This window comes from Streptosporangium sp. NPDC000509, from assembly GCF_042898365.1.
In the GTDB taxonomy this organism is placed as follows: domain Bacteria; phylum Actinomycetota; class Actinomycetes; order Streptosporangiales; family Streptosporangiaceae; genus Streptosporangium.
Genome location: NZ_JBIAYX010000026.1, coordinates 71,892 through 86,594 on the forward strand (window position 1 = coordinate 71,892; position 14,703 = coordinate 86,594).

The 14,703-nt window shown below is 72.1% G+C and carries 12 protein-coding genes; 8 read left to right on the top strand and 4 right to left on the bottom strand.

The annotated features are described in order from the left end of the window. Positions 1-15: 15 nt before the first annotated feature. Positions 16-978: an ArsR/SmtB family transcription factor gene (locus tag ACFY3D_RS35455; protein ID WP_389988071.1), complete on the top strand. Its 963-nt coding sequence runs from the start codon at positions 16-18 to the stop codon at positions 976-978. A 28-nt stretch (positions 979-1,006) separates the two neighbouring features. On the opposite strand, the gene ACFY3D_RS35460 is transcribed toward ACFY3D_RS35455, so the two are convergent. Next, positions 1,007-1,432, bottom strand: a complete 426-nt coding sequence (locus ACFY3D_RS35460; protein ID WP_389988074.1) for a nucleoside deaminase — start codon at positions 1,430-1,432, stop codon at positions 1,007-1,009. Further along, positions 1,429-2,277, bottom strand: a complete 849-nt coding sequence (locus tag ACFY3D_RS35465) for an LLM class flavin-dependent oxidoreductase (RefSeq protein ID WP_389988077.1) — start codon at positions 2,275-2,277, stop codon at positions 1,429-1,431. The genes ACFY3D_RS35460 and ACFY3D_RS35465 overlap by 4 nt, the downstream gene beginning before the upstream one ends. 114 nt (positions 2,278-2,391) lie before the next feature. Between ACFY3D_RS35465 and ACFY3D_RS35470 the strand changes: the two genes are divergently transcribed. From ACFY3D_RS35470 to ACFY3D_RS35485, 4 genes are all read left to right on the top strand, one after another. Next, on the top strand, positions 2,392-2,847 hold the full coding sequence (locus ACFY3D_RS35470; protein ID WP_389988080.1) for an Lrp/AsnC family transcriptional regulator: 456 nt from the start codon (positions 2,392-2,394) through the stop codon (positions 2,845-2,847). 250 nt (positions 2,848-3,097) lie between these two features. Then, positions 3,098-3,925 carry an orotidine-5'-phosphate decarboxylase gene (pyrF, locus tag ACFY3D_RS35475; protein WP_389988083.1) on the top strand — a complete coding sequence of 276 codons (828 nt, stop codon included), beginning with the start codon at positions 3,098-3,100 and terminating at the stop codon, positions 3,923-3,925. Continuing rightward, positions 3,919-4,926, top strand: a complete 1,008-nt coding sequence (locus ACFY3D_RS35480; protein WP_389988086.1) for a 3-deoxy-7-phosphoheptulonate synthase — start codon at positions 3,919-3,921, stop codon at positions 4,924-4,926. Before pyrF ends, ACFY3D_RS35480 begins: the two co-directional genes overlap by 7 nt. A 44-nt stretch (positions 4,927-4,970) precedes the next feature. Beyond that, positions 4,971-5,768: a thioesterase II family protein gene (locus ACFY3D_RS35485; RefSeq protein ID WP_389988089.1), complete on the top strand. Its 798-nt coding sequence runs from the start codon at positions 4,971-4,973 to the stop codon at positions 5,766-5,768. 59 nt (positions 5,769-5,827) lie between these two features. Here ACFY3D_RS35485 and ACFY3D_RS35490 read toward each other — a convergent pair whose 3' ends face one another. Together ACFY3D_RS35490 and ACFY3D_RS35495 are read right to left on the bottom strand one after the other, a co-directional pair. Then, complete coding sequence (locus ACFY3D_RS35490) at positions 5,828-6,985, bottom strand: winged helix DNA-binding domain-containing protein (RefSeq protein ID WP_389988092.1); 1,158 nt, start codon at positions 6,983-6,985, stop codon at positions 5,828-5,830. 11 nt (positions 6,986-6,996) lie between these two features. After that, positions 6,997-8,208 (bottom strand): cytochrome P450, encoded by a 1,212-nt coding sequence (locus ACFY3D_RS35495; protein WP_389988095.1) that lies wholly within the window; start codon positions 8,206-8,208, stop codon positions 6,997-6,999. 211 nt (positions 8,209-8,419) lie between these two features. On the opposite strand from ACFY3D_RS35495, the gene ACFY3D_RS35500 reads away from it, so the two are divergent. From ACFY3D_RS35500 to ACFY3D_RS35510, 3 genes are read left to right on the top strand one after another with little or no spacing between them, the layout of a single operon-like run. Continuing rightward, complete coding sequence (locus tag ACFY3D_RS35500) at positions 8,420-10,966, top strand: S9 family peptidase (RefSeq protein ID WP_389988098.1); 2,547 nt, start codon at positions 8,420-8,422, stop codon at positions 10,964-10,966. Beyond that, the gene (locus ACFY3D_RS35505) at positions 10,963-14,544 is read left to right on the top strand and encodes an amino acid adenylation domain-containing protein (protein ID WP_389988100.1); all 3,582 of its coding nucleotides are present in this window, start codon (positions 10,963-10,965) and stop codon (positions 14,542-14,544) included. The genes ACFY3D_RS35500 and ACFY3D_RS35505 overlap by 4 nt, the downstream gene beginning before the upstream one ends. Continuing rightward, the gene (locus ACFY3D_RS35510; RefSeq protein WP_389988103.1) at positions 14,541-14,669 is read left to right on the top strand and encodes a hypothetical protein; all 129 of its coding nucleotides are present in this window, start codon (positions 14,541-14,543) and stop codon (positions 14,667-14,669) included. The genes ACFY3D_RS35505 and ACFY3D_RS35510 overlap by 4 nt, the downstream gene beginning before the upstream one ends. Positions 14,670-14,703 lie beyond the last annotated feature (34 nt).

The window sequence follows — 14,703 nt, forward strand, 5'->3', positions numbered from 1 at the left end:
TCAGGAGGCGAAACCTTGGCCTATCTGGAGTGCACCCCCGAGGATCTGGCGCGTACCCGCTTCGTGATGTCGCCGATGGCGCAGGTGGTCACCGCCCTGCCCCTGCTCGCCGGTGTCCGGTCTTCACCGGGAATGTCGCGGTGGACGGCCAGGGTGCGGGACCGCTACGAGGCGCTCGTCGCCGCCGACCCCGTCCTGCGTGCCCTGGTCGACCTGCTGGTGGTCACCGACTACGTGCCCGACTTCTTCTGCGTGCCGCCACCCCGCGCGGACACCACGTTCGCCCAGGAGGCGCTGGCCGTGCGGCGCACTCCGTACCACAAGGCCCGCGCCGACCTGGAGCTGAGCTACCGGGGCCGTCCGACTGCCGCGGCACTGGACGTGCCCGACGTCGCCGAGCGGGTCGCCGAGAGCCTGGTCGCCGTGTGGAGCGCGCTGATCGAACCCGACTGGCCGAGGACGCGCGCGCTGCTGGAGCGTGACATCGTGCGGTGGGCGGGACGGCTGGCGGTGTACGGCTGGACAGAGGTGTTCGAAGGGCTGGACGTGCAGATGTCGCTGCGGGGCGAGCGGATCCTGCTCGGCCGGATCAGCGGCGCCTCGCACCGGCTGGGCGGTGTCGGCCTGGTCCTGATGCCCAACGCGTTCGGCGGGAGGATCGTCTACCTCGACCCGCCGCGCGCCTTCGGGCTCACCTATCCCGCGCGGGGTGTGGTCGCGCTGTGGGAGAGCCGGGCACCCGCGCCCGACAGCCTGGCCGCGCTGCTCGGCAGGGGCAGGGCCGCGGTGCTGCTGGAGCTGGCGACGCCCGCGAGCACCAGCCAGCTCGTCGCCAGGCTGGGCATGACGCTCGGCGGCGTCGGCGACCACCTCGCGGTGCTCAGACGATCGGGGCTGGTCTCGCGCGGCAGGAGCGGGCGTTCGGTGCTCTACACGCGCACCCCGATGGGCGACGCCCTGGTGGAGTGGAACGCGTGAACAGCGAGGCACCGCTGAGCGATCGGTTTCAGGTGTAGTAGCCCTCGACCGGGACGCGCGCCTCGTCGAACAGCGCGGGACCCTCCTGGGACACGTGCGGCCAGCCGCCTACCGGCTTGAGGCTCGCGAGTTGCTCGTTGGAGAGCGCGAACACGACGCGGCCGAGACCGGATCGTTCGATGGCGCCCGCGCACATGGGGCAGGGCTGGCAGCTGGTGTACATGGTCGTGGCCGCCGCGACGTCAGGGGTGAGCTCGCGGGCCGCCCACCTGGCCAGCTTCAGCTCGGGGTGGGCGCTGATGTCGCGGTCGCTGAGAACCGTGTTGTGGTCCTCGGCGAGGATCGTGCCGTCCGGGCCCACCAGCAGCGACCCGAAAGGGGCGTCTCCGGTCGCTCGCGCCCCGGCGGCGAGTTCGATCGCCCTGCGGAGATGCTTCTCGTCATCGTGCGTCATGATCGTCCTGTTCGTGGTCGATGAGTGTTCAGATCCCAGTGGGCCGCCACGGTCGCGAGCGCCTGCCAGGCCACCTCCGGGTGGCGCGTCTCCTGCGGGTCGCCGTTGAACGGATCGAGCACGACACTGTCGGCGCCCAGCAGGCGCAACTGTTCGAGGTCGTCGACGACCTGGTCGATCGTGCCTTCGCCGGCGAGACGTCCCGGAGCGGTGATCGGGGCCCGCGTGAGCCGCAGGACGATGCGGGGCGCGAAAGCGGGCACCGCCCGCCGTTCCTCGTCCGCGGCGACCTTCAGCCGGTCCAGCCCTTCGCGCATCCGCTCCAGGGTGAGGCGAAGCGGGTGCCACGCCTCCCCGAGGCGCACCGCCCGACGCAGTCCCACGTCGCCGTTGCCGCCGACCCAGATCGGTATCCGCCCGGCCTGGTAGTCCTCGTCGTTCTCCCAGGCGGCGCGTATCACCCGGAGGTGATCGTCGGTCAGCGCCCCGCGTCGCTCGAACGGAACCCCGAGCGCCTCGAACTCCTGCCGCGCCCAGCCGACGCCCACGCCGAGGACGAGCCGCCCGCCGCTGAGCCGGTTGAGGTTGGCCGCCATGCGGGCGACGAGCAGCGGGTGGCGGTACGGCACGATGAGCACCGTGGTGCCGAGCCTGATCCCGTCGGTGACCCCGGCCAGCCAGGACAGGGTGGTGAAGGGCTCGTAGAACGGCGGCGGATACTGCTCGGCGACGTCCGGGGTGATCACGACGTGGTCCGAGACCATGAGCAGGTGAAAGCCCAGGCCCTCCACCGTTCGCGCCCAGCCGCGCAACACACCGGGGTCGGTGCCCGGTCCGAAGTTCAATACGTTGACGCCTATTTCCACCACCGCAGGCTATCGAGCGGTCGTTCACGGCCGGAAGGGACTCATCCCGGCGTAGGAGGTTATACACCGTTGATATCCCGGTATCTTTGCCATATGACCGAGACCCTCGACACGATCGATTGGTCGATCCTGGTCGAGGTCCAGCAGGACGGGCGTATTCCGATCACCGAGCTGGGGCGGCGGGTGAATCTCAGCGCCTCCGCCACGACCGATCGGGTCAGGCGGCTGGAGGCGATGGGCGTCATCACCGGCTACCACGCGCATGTCGACCTGGAGAAGGCCGGTCTCCCCCTGCTGGCCGTCGTGCGCCTGAAGTATCCGGGCAGCCGGCACCAGCCGTTGCATCGGCTGCTCGACGAGCGTCCCGAGATCCTGGAGTGTCTGCGGACCACCGGCGACGACTGTTACCTGCTGAAGGTGGCCGCGACCTCGATGGGCCACCTCGAAGAGCTCGTCAACGAGCTGGCCCAGCTGGGCAGCACCACCACCAACCTCGTCTACAGCCGGACGCTCCCCTACCGGGGTCCGCGAGGTCCCCGGACGGGCTGACGACGTCGGCTCCTCCTGCCAGACGGAGGCTCCCACGGCGGCCTCCGGCTGTCTCGACACCGCTGCCGGCTGTTTCCCGTCGTGGTGAGCTCGGTGATGCCGGGTGTTTCACCAACCGAACGCCTTTACGTTGTAGATCAGTATATGTTCGCAACGCCGACGACCGAGCGGGGCGAAAATTTTAGCCGATGACGCCGCAGCGGCGGGCGAGCGCGACGCGGCCCCCGGCGCGAGCGTGTGCAATGGGCCCATGGCTGCCGTACCGATATGGACCGACCTGCTCAAGACCCGATCCTCCCTCTGCCTGGGAATAGCCCCCTCCCCCAAGTGGCTGGAGGCGTGGAGGATGAACGACGACGTGGACGGAGCCCGGCGGATGTGCGGGGTGGTGCTGGAGGCCGCGGGCGAGCGGGTGTCCGTCTACCGGATCCAGGTCCCGTTCTTCACCCGCTTCGGCGCGCCGGGCACGAACCTGCTGCGCGAGGTCGTCGACGGCGTGCACGAGCGGGGCTCACTCGCCGTGCTGGACGCGAAGGTGTGCGACGCCGACGACACGATGGACTCCTACGCCGACCTCTACCTCGGTCCCGGCAGCGTGCTGGGCGGGGACGCGGTGACGGCGAACCCGTTCATGGGCTTCGCCGCCCTCGATCCGCTGCTGCGCAGGGCCCGTGACAGCGGGACCCTGGTCATGGTGCTCGTCCGCACCTCCAACCACGCGGCCGGCGGGGTCCAGGGCGCCGTGACCGGGTCGCGCACCGTCGCGCAAAGCACCGCCGACGAGGTGCGGGAATGGAACGACGAGCACGGCGTGGCCGCCGCGGCCGTGGTCGGAGCCGGCCGCGAGGAGGCGACCGACCTGGTGGCCCGCATGCCGTCGGCGGTCGTGGAACTGCCGGGCCTGGGCAGGGCCGGACGCGAGACCCGCGACCTTCTCGCCGTCGCCGCCGAGGCGCCCGGACGTGCCGTCCTGCCGGTGACGACCGGGGTACTGCGACACGGGCCCGACGTCGCCGCGCTGAGCGCGAGCATCGCGGCCTGGCGAAAGGAGATCGACGCCGGGGTCCCGGCGTGCTGATCGAACTTTGGCCCGGCACCTCCGCCGAGGTCGCCGAGGAGGTGACGGCGCTGGCCGGGGCGCACGAGGACGTCGCCGCCTGGCCGGTCAGGCTGGCCGGGCGGGTCTTCGTCGTGGTGAGCGGCGACGAGTCCCTCGCCCGCGTACCCACCTCGCCCGCGGTGCTGGCCCGTCACCCGACCCCTGAGGGCCACTGGCTGGTACGGCGGGAAAGCGGCGTGGCACCGAGCGAGGTGGCGATCGGCGACGGGGTGGTGGGGGGAGATCGGCTGTGGTGGGCGGCGGGGCCGTGCGCGCTGGAGTCGGCCGAGGACACGGTCGAGACGGCCCTCGCGGTCAAGGCGCAGGGGGCGCACGCCCTGCGGGCCGGGCTTTCCAAGACGCGCAGCAGCCCCTACCACTTCCCCGGCAAGGGCAGGCGTGGCCTGGAGGCGCTCGCGGAGGTAAGACGGGCGGCGGCCATCCCCGTGATCACCGAGGTGTGCGACCCGCGCGAGGTGGAGGCGGTCGCCGAGGTGGCCGACTGCCTACAGGTGGACGGGCGGCAGCTGGACAACCGCCCGCTCCTCGCCGAGCTGGGCGCCCAGCCCAGGCCGGTACTGCTGATGCGGGGGCCTCGGGCGAGCCTGGACGACTGGCTGCGGGCCGCGGAGTTCGTCCTCACCCGGGGCAACGACGCCGTGGTGCTCTGCGCGGGCGCCTCGGGAACCCCGCCGCAACCCGGGTTCGGGGCGATCGCCGCGCTGCGCGCCCGCACCGACCTGCCGGTGGTCTTCGACCCCAGCCACAGCACCGGCTCGGCCTCGCTGGTCGCCCCGGCCTCGCTGGCGGCCGCGGCGTACGGCGCGGACGGGCTGCTCATCGAGTCGTGTTCGAGGCCGGAAAGGATGTACCGGCCCGGCGACGCGGCGCACATGTTCCCCCCCGAGTCCCTCGCGGACCTGGTCGCCGCCTGCGAGCGGGCCCGGGACTCCGCACGATCCCTGGCGGTTCCGCGATGACCGTTTCCCCGACCTCTGCGAGCTCTGCGACTTCCATGACCTCAGTGACCTCGACGACGACCTCGACGCGCGCCGCGTCCCCCTCGCCCCCCGCGGTTCATCCCGCGAGCTGGCTGGTGCCACTGCACCGGCCGGCACGGCCCCGCGCGAGGCTGGTCTGCGTGCCCAACGCCGGAGGCGGCGCCACGACGTTCCGCGGCTGGGCCGACCTGCTCCCCGGTGACGTGGAACTGTGGGCGGTGCGCTCGCCGGGCAGGGAGACCCGCATCTCCGAGAAGCCCAGGCACAAACTGTCGATGATCGTCGACCCGGTGATCGACGGGCTGTCACGCCTGGAGGCACTGCCGTTCGCGCTGTTCGGGCACAGCATGGGAGCACTGGTGTCGTTCACGGTCACACGACGGCTGCGCTCGCGCGGGTTGCCTGGCCCCGGACGGCTGTTCGTGTCGGGCTGGAACGCCCCCCAGGTCCGCGACGGCATGCCGCGGCTCGGGCAGCTCGGTGACGAGGACCTGATGCGGGTGCTGCACCGGCTGGACGGCATCCCCCCGGAAGTGATCGGCAACGCGGAGCTGATGAGCCTCATCATGCCGGTGCTGCGGGCGGACCTGAACGCCGCCGAGTCCTACGTCCACGAGGACGAGCCACCGCTCGCCTGCCCGATCTCGGTCTTCGGCGGGAACGGGGACCCGACCACGACGGCGGCCGGGCTGAGCGCGTGGAGCGCGCAGACAGGGTCGGCGTTCCGGCTGCGGCTGCTGCCGGGCGGGCACTTCTTCATCCACACCCAGCGCCGCACCATGCTGCGCGCGATACGGGAGGATCTCGGCGCCTGCCGCTGAGTCCGTCGGGGGGAGACTTCCGCCGCCGCACTCCCTGCCGGGAGTGTCCCGGGAGGAGCTCAGCGTTTCTTGCCGACGAGTTTCCCCATGGACAGGGTGGCCTCGGCGCCGTAGAAACGGCCGACGCGCTCGACCTCCTTCTCCAGTTCCCCGCTCTGGCCGGAGTCGAGCTTGACGAACGACTCCAGCTTGATCTCGACCTTGCCGCCCTTCTCCTTGCGCTCCCACATCCCGGCCACGACCCCGTCGACGAGCATGATCTGGTGGGCGACCGCGCCCTCGTACCTGCCCCTGCCGTGTTCGAAGACGCGAGCGGCGGTGTCCCTGGGCACGACGACCTCCTTGGGACCGCTGCCGAGAACGTACGCCTCGTACTGCGGCAGCAGCCGCACGCAGCTCGGGTCGGACGGCCAGCGGCCCTCGTCGGCGGCGAGGACGTACGCCTTGCGTCCCTCCACCTCGACCTGGGCGACCTCCTCGCCGAGCGACTCCAGCGCCTCACGCGCCTCGGGCGGTCTGAGCGCGAACCAGCGGGCCAGGTCCTGGTGGGTGGCGGGACCGTACGCGCGCAGATAGCGGCGCATGATCTCCATCGCCGACTCCTCGGGGTCCGGCTGGTCCTTCACCTCGGTCTTCAGCCCCGCCCACCGGTCGGGCCTGACATAGGTGACCTTGGCTCCGCGTACCGGCCCGAAACAGAGCACGCCGAGGTAGGCGACGGGACGCAGCAACTCGCCCCAGTTGGAGGCGAGCTTGTCCTTCGCCCACGCTCCGACACGTCCGGAGACCTCCTTCGCCAGCTCCTCGCGGGTCAGGCACTCGCCGTCCAGCGCGTCACGGACCGCGTCGACGAACGCCTCGCCCTGCTTGGCGGTGAGCCCGTGGTGGGCGTGCCAGCTGTCCTTGGCGCGCCAGTAGGGCTTCCAGCGCATCGCGGCCATCCACAGTGCCAGCTCGTCGGCGGCGTGCACGTGCAGGGTGCCGCGCAGGCTGTACGTCTTGACCAGGCGCTTCTTGTCGTACAGCTCCGCGCGCACCTGCTCCTGCGTGGCGTCCTTCACCCGTGCCCCGATGGCCAGCTCGGCCGCGGCGGCGACCTGCGACTGCACCCCGCACACGTCGCGCACGGGTTTGCGCAGGTCGCCGGAGACGGGTTTCACGAGGTGATGGCGGGCCAGCCGCCGCGCGTGGACCTGATCCCAGGTGAGTGAGTTCATGGTCGACGCTTCTACCCCATGGGATGGAGCCGAACCTGGACGTGCTTGACGCCGTTGATGACGGGAGAGCGCAGATAGTCGGGCGGGCCGAGCAGTTCCGCCCCCGACACCGAGTTCGCGAGCTCGTCCAGGAAGACGGTGAGTTCCAGCTCGGCGAGGGCGGCTCCCAGGCAGAAGTGCGGGCCGGAGCCGAACGCGACGTGCCCGCTGCGGGAGCTGCGCGGACGCCCGACGTCGAACACCTCGGGAGAGTCGAACACGCGCTCGTCGCGGTTGGCGGAGGTGTGCCAGATGACGACGTCCTGGCCCTCGTGAATGGTCTTGCCGTGCAGCTCGGTCTCGCGGGCCGCGCGGCGCAGCACGTGGCGGCTGGGCGAGGTCCAGCGCAGCAGCTCGCCCACCGCGTTGGGCACCAGCTCGGGTTCCTTGCGCAGCCGCTCCCACTGGTCGGGGTGCTCCATGAAGGCGAGCAGTCCCCCGACCGCGGCGTGCCGGGTGGTCTCGTTGCCGCCGAGCATCAGCACGTCGAAGAAGAGCAGGCACTCCTCCTCGCTCAGCACCCCCGCGTCCTGGGAGCGGGCGAGCAGGCTGACGATGTCGTCGCCGGGCGACCTGCGGCGTTTTTCCACCAGGCCCTGGCAGTACAGCAGGAGCTGGCCGTGCGCCTGGGCGGCGTTGGCGCGCACGTCGGAGGTCATCTGGTACTCGCTGTCGTGCGAGCCGAACGCCGTGGAGGTGAGCCTGAGCATCAGGTCCCAGTCCTGGCGCGGCACGTCGAGCAGCGCGGAGATGCCCGCGACGGGCAGGGCCGCCACGACGGTGGCGAAGTCGCACTCTCCCTGTTCCAGCGCGTCGGCGAACACGTCCTTGACGACCGAGCGCAGGTACGGCTCCAGGGCGGCGATCGCCCGGGGGGTGAAGCACTTGTTGACCAGCTTGCGCAGCTCGGTGTGGCGGGGCGGATCCGTCGTGTTGATCATCTTCCCGGATCCCTGGTCACCGGTGTTGCGATGCGGGCCGAGGGTGTTGGTCTGGTTGGAACTGAAGGTCTGCGGGTCCTTCTGGACGTTCACGCAGTCCTCGTAGCGGGTGACCGACCAGAAGCCGGGCTCCTTGCCGTCGGGGTTCCAGTAGAGCGGGTCGTTGTCTCGCAGATGGCGGAAGACCTCGTGGGGTCTGTCGCCGACGTGCAGATCGGCATCGGCCAGATCGACATCAGTCATTTAGGAACTTCCCATTCCTCGGAGAATTTTCCGGCAGAAGTCATCTCGCCGGCGGGATGGCTCGATTACCGGCGGGCCCGATTACCGGTGGGGCGGCCTCGATTAACCCGCGTACCGTCCCGATTAAGGCGAGGGCGGGATTATAGGCCGCCTTCCGGAGACCCGTCCGAGCGTTTTTTCCTGTTTCCGGTGACATGGTTATCGTCCTCCCATGGTTCTACGTGTCAAGCTCGCCCTGTCATTGCTCACGGCCGCCGCCCTGGTGGGAGGTGCTTCCCCACCGGCTTCCCCGGTGGTGGAACGACCCGTCGCCGCGGGGGCCGCGCGGCCGTTCGCGATGCAGGACTTCATGACCACGAAGAAACTCGGTCAGGTCGTGCCGTCCCCCGACGGTAAAGCGGTGGCGGTGGTCGTGAAACGCGGCCCGAGCGAGTCGAGCAGATATGGGGCATCATTTGTCGACGGAAACGAGCGCGCGGACATCTGGATAGTCGACGGCCAGGGACCGGCGCGCGACGTGACGCACGGCGCGAAGGACGGCACCGGCCACTACAACCCGGTGTGGTCGCCCGACGGGCGCATGCTCGCCTTCGCCTCCACCCGGGGCGGCGACGATGTGTTCCTGCACGTGTGGGACCGCGAGACGGGCGAGACCCGCAAGCTGACCCCGCGCGGGGTGCAGACGATGACGAACGCCTCGGGCTACCTCATCCAGTGGCTGGACGAGCGGCGGGTGATCGCTCCGATGGTGAACGCCGGCCGCTGGGCGCTGGAGTACGGCCAATGGCTGGAGGCCCAGCGCGTCGCCCCGAAGCAGTGGGCGAAGGTCGAGAAGGGCAAGGAGGCCACCGCCTCGGTGCTCGACAGCTCCACCGCCCAGGGCGAGGACAAGCTGGACGAGGAGATCGCCGTCGTCGACGCCGTCACCGGGAAGCTCACCTCGGCGGGCCCTGCCCGTACCTACACGGCGGGCAACCTGGTGGCCGACCCGACTGGACGCCTCATCGCCCGGGTGGACGACCTCGGCCCCACCCCGGCGGTCGCCGGGCAGCTCAAGCGTGTCCTGGAACGGCGCACCCAGCTCGCGATCGCCTCCGCCTCCGGCGGGCAGCCGCGCGTGGTGACCGAGGTGCCGAACCCCTCGGTCACCGTGCAGCCTCGCTGGGCCGCCGACGGCTCTCGGCTGCTCGTCGTCGGCAAGACCACCCCCGAGACGCCCGACCCGTTCACCGCCTACCTCGTACCCTCCGCCGGTGGAAAAGCAGTGCCACTCGCCGCCGACCGGCTCGTCGCGACGGGCCTGCTGTGGGGCGCCGGGACCCCGCTGGTGCGCGGACTGAAGGCCGCGAACGCTGTTAATCCCACGGCCCGCCAGGACTGGTGGGCGTTCGACCCCGCCGACCCGGCCGCCGCGCCGCGCGACCTCACCTCGGGGTTCAAGGTCCCGCCGCTGGAGCTGGTACCTGTGCCCGGCGGCGTGCTGGGCGTGGCCGACGGGCGCGCCTGGCTGATCGACCCGCGTACCGGAAAGGCGCGCGACCTGAACGCGGGCGGCGCCGCGCCGCTGGCGGAGCTGGCCTGGCCGCTGGACGACGGCGTCAAGCGCAACGGCGTGCGGCCCACCGACCGGGGAGGGGCCGAGCCGGCCAACCCCCGCCTCGACCGCGACTTCCCCGTGGTGCTCGCCCGTGACGCCAAGGGCGGCCTGTACGAGCTGGCGCCCGGCGCCTCACCCGTGCTGACCCCGCTCCCGCTGCCGCACGCCGAGGCGGGCGTCGCCGGATACTCCCCCGCGAGCCGCACCGCGGTCTTCGGCGCGGGCGGCGACCAGGGCACCGCGCTGTGGACCTCCCAGGCGGGCCGCCACACCCAGCGGCTCTCGCTGAACGGCCACCTCGCCCAGGTGACCCCTCCGAAACGCGAGCTCATCACCTACAAGGGGGCGGACGGGGAGAAGCTCACCGGCGCGCTGCTGCTGCCACCGGACCACCGCGACGGGCAGCGCCACCCGCTCGTGGTCAACGTGTACGGCACCAGGATCGTCTCCACCCTGGAGGACGTGCCGGAGTTCCAGGTGAACAACCCGAGCTACCTCACCCTGCAGTTCCTCGCGGCCGAGGGTTACGCCGTGCTCGTCCCCTCCATCCCCCGCCCCCAGGGCAAGGCCGCGGCCGAGCCGATGACCTGGCCCACCAAGCCGATCATGAACGCGGTGGACGCCGCGATCGACGAGGGCGTGGCCGACCCGAAGCGGCTCGCGGTGCTGGGACACTCCTTCGGCTCCTACAACGTGCACAGCCTGGTGACGCAGACCGACCGCTTCAAGGCGGCGATCGCGATCTCCGGCTTCTCCGACGTGATCAGCAGCTACGGCGTGTTCGACTCCCGCTTCCGCTACACGCCCCGCGCGCAGGAGTGGTTCGCGCCCGCCTACATCGAGGACCCCGCGTTCGAGTTCGGGCTGGGCAAGCCGCCGTGGGAGGACCCGCAGAGGTACGTGCGCAACAGCCCGCTCCTGCACGCGGGCAAGATCAAGACGCCGGTGCTCATGCTGCACGGCGAGCGTGACTACCTGACCCACACCGGCTCGGAGGAGATGTACACCGCGCTGGCCAGGCAGGCCAAGAAGGTGCGGCTGGTCAGCTACTGGGGCGAGGCGCACATGCCGTACTCGATGATCTCCCCCGCGAACTTCCAGAGCATGATCGAGCAGGAGCTGGACTGGCTCCGCCTGAACCTGCCCGGAGGCACCCCGTGAGACTCTTCTCGCCAGCCCAGGAACGGGCCTGGCTGGAACACCGCATTCGCGGCGACGCCGTACCCGACGGGATCTCCCTGCGGCTGCGGCTGACCGGCCCCCTCGACGAGAAGGCGCTGGGCTCGGCGCTCGGCGACCTGGCCGCGCGGCACGAGGTGCTGCGCTGGACCCTGCCCGCCCGTGGCGACGGACCTCGCCCGGTGGTGTCGGCCGGGGCTCTGCCCGCGCCCCGGGTGGTGCCGGTCGAGCCGGAGAAGCTCGGCGCGACGCTGGCCGAGGTGGAGTCCCGGCCGTTCGACCCGGTGACCGGGCCGCTGGCGCGCGCCTCCCTGCTCGCGCTCGGCCCCGAGGAACACGTACTGGTGGTGCGCATGCACCCGTGCGTCGCGGACGAGGGCTCGGTCGCGGTGCTCGCCGCCGACCTGGCCGAGCTGTACCGGGCCAGGGCCGAGGGCGACTCCCCGCGCCTGCCCGGCACGCCCCGCGTGCCCGGCAGGGACGACTTCCCCCGTCCGGATACGAAGGAGCTCGACCCGAAGGACCCCGCCACGAGGGCTCCCGGCGCATCGGCGTCGCTCCCGGGCGGCCGAGACTCGGCACCGGTTCGCGGCCGGGACGCCGCGCCCGCCGACCTCACGGCGGCCCGGCCGCGAACGGACACCGGCTCCGAGGTGAAGAGCGACGGCAGATGGGAGTTCTGGCGCGAGGCGCTACGGGACGTGCCGCCGCTGGAGACGGCCACCGACCGGCCCCGCCCCGGGCGCCGCTCCGGCGCGGGCGGGACACATCGCTTCGAGGTGGCCGTGCCGCCCGAGCCGGCCTCCCCCTCCCTCGCGGTGCTCGCGGCGTTCGCCGTCCTGCTGTCGCGCTGCTCGGGCCAGGAGCGCTTCACGATCGGCGCGCACGCCCCAGGGCGTGTCTCGGGGCTGCTCGGCGGGGAGCCGAACGAGTTCGCGGGGACGGCCGGGCCGCTGGACGACCTTCTCCCCCTGCCGGTGGACCTGTCAGGCGACCCGGATCTCGCCACCCTCTCCGCCCGGCTGGGGCGGGCCGCGGACGACGCCTGGCGGCACCGGCTGCCCCTGCAGGACCTGGTCTCCGCCGTCGCGCCGCCCCGTGACCCCAGCCGGGGCGCGCTGTTCGACGTGGCGTACGGCGTCGTGTTCCCTCCCGCCTCGCACGAGGCGGCGGGCCTGCGCCTCGAACCGCTCGGCGACGAGGAGCCCGCCGCCCGGCGTACGGCCTGCGACCTGGACCTGCGTCTCGCCGCGAAAACACCGGACAGGACCGGCACCCGGAACGGCGAAGGCCGAGGAAACGGGGCCGGAGAAGGAACGGGGATCGGGAACGGAGAAGGCGCCGAGGACGGCCACCTGTTCCAGGCGACGCTGACGTACGCCACCGACGTCTTCGACCACGCCACCATCGAACTGATGGCCGCCCGCCTGACCCGGCTGCTCGGCGAGATGGCCCGCTCCCCCGCGCGGCCGGTGTTCGACCTGCCACTCGACGACCGCTCAGGACCGATCGCGGGCCCGCCCGCAGCGGTGGACCTGGACTCCCCGGGCTCCACCCTGGCCGCGCTGATCGCCGCCCAGGTCCGGCGCACCCCAGAGGCGACGGCCGTGGACGGGGACGACGAGCGGCTCACCTACCGCGAGCTGGACGAACGCGCCCGTGAGCTGGCCGGATGGCTCACGGCCGAGGGGGTGGGCCCCGGCACCGTGGCGGCGATCTGCCTGCCGCGCTCGGCCCGCCTGGTCACGGTCGTGACCGGGGTGCTGTACGCGGGCGGCGCGTTCCTCGCTCTCGACCCGTCCCAACCGGCCCCCCGGCTGGAGTATCTGCTGTCCGACGCGGCGGCGGCCGTCCTGGTGAGCACCGGGGATATTCTCGGCGGCCTGCCCGAGAGCGGGGGGCGCCGCCTCGACCTCGACCTGCGCGATCCCGTTCCCCTCGACCGTCTCGTCCCCGGGCCGTCCAACCGGCATGCCCTCGCCAAGGAGACTCCGCCCGGCCCTGCCGGACCCCACGACCTCGCGTACATGATCTACACCTCGGGCTCGACCGGCCTGCCCAAGGGGGTGCTGCTCGAGCACTCCGGCGCGTGCAACCTGGTCATGGCCCTCGCCCCCGAGCTGGGGATCGGCCCCGGGGTACGGCTGCTGCAGTTCGCGCCGCCGACCTTCGACGCCTGGGTGTGGGAGGTGTTCACCACGCTGGTCTCCGGGGGCACCCTGTGCGTGCCGGAGGCGGGGAACATCCTCGTCGGCCGGGCGCTGAGCAGGTGCCTGTCGGAGCGCGAGGTGAACGTCGTGTTGCTGCCCCCCTCGGTGATCGCGACGCTGCCCGGCGACGACCCGCTGCCCGCCCTGCGGGTGCTGGTCACCGGCGGCGAGGCGTGCACCCCCGACCTGGTGGAGCGCTGGGGCACCGGCCGGCGCATGGTCAACGCCTACGGGCCGACCGAGGCGACTGTCATCGCAACTCTGGCCGACTGCTCGCCCGGCGAGGGCGTACCGCCGATCGGGCTGCCCATGGCGGGAGCGTACGCGCTGGTGCTGGACGCAGCCGGACGCGTCGCGCCGTGGGGGGTGCCCGGGGAGCTGCACGTCGGCGGCGCGGGCGTGGCACGTGGTTACCACCGGCGGCCCGCGTTGACCGCCGAGCGGTTCGTCCCCCTGGCCGGACGACCACCCACGGCACCGGACACACCGTCACCTTCGGCCCTGAACGGCCCATCCCCCTCGGCGCCGGACGGGCCTCCCCCTTCGACATCAGGCGGGTCGCCCCTCTCGGGGTCGGATGTTCCTCTCCCCTCGACGTCAACCGACCCATCCCCCTCGGCCCCCTCGGTGCCGGGCGAGCCGCCTCCGGTGTGCGGTGAGCGGCTCTATAGGACCGGTGACCTGGTGCGGCAGCGCCCCGACGGCCGCCTCGACTTCATCGGCCGGGTGGACCACCAGGTCAAGCATCGCGGCTACCGGATCGAGCTGGGCGAGATCGAGCAGACGCTGCGGGCCTGTCCCGGCGTGGACGACGCGGCGGTGGCCCTGGAGGACGAGCAGCTGGTGGCCTACGTGGCCACCTCCGCCTCCACCGCCGCTTCGGGGACCGCCGCCGCGTCCGTTTCCACCCCCGCGCCCCGCTCGGGATCCACCGCGACCTCCACCTCCGCGATGACGGTCACGGCGAAGGACGCCAGGGCGTGGACGGCCGGGCGGCTGCCCGGCTACATGGTGCCGGGGATCGTGCACGTGCTGGACGAGTTGCCGCTGACCACCGCGGGCAAGATAGACCGCCGCAGGCTCGCCTCCTCGGCCGCCCGCGCCGCGAGCCGGTCCGACGAGCCTCGCGACCGGCTGGAGCTGGAGGTACTGGAGGCTTTCCGGCGGGTGCTGGACGAGCCGGGTATCGGCCCGCACGACGCCTTCTTCGAGTCGGGCGGCGACTCCCGGCTCGCGGTGACGTTGCTCGGCCGCCTGCGCGGCGGCCTGCGCAGGCCGGTGGCGGCCCGCCTGCTCTGGGAGCGTCCCACGGCCGCGGGCCTGGCCTCGGCGCTACGCGAACTCGGATGAACCGGCACCGCGCACGTGCCCTCCCGTCCACGGCCCCGAACCCGGGGATACCGGCCGCCGGGCTGCTGTTCGGCGTACAGAAGAGGCAGATCCCCGACGCGCTCGTGGTCGACGGGGTCCACTGACCCGCGAGGGTCAGCCGTGTCGTCACGCCGGACG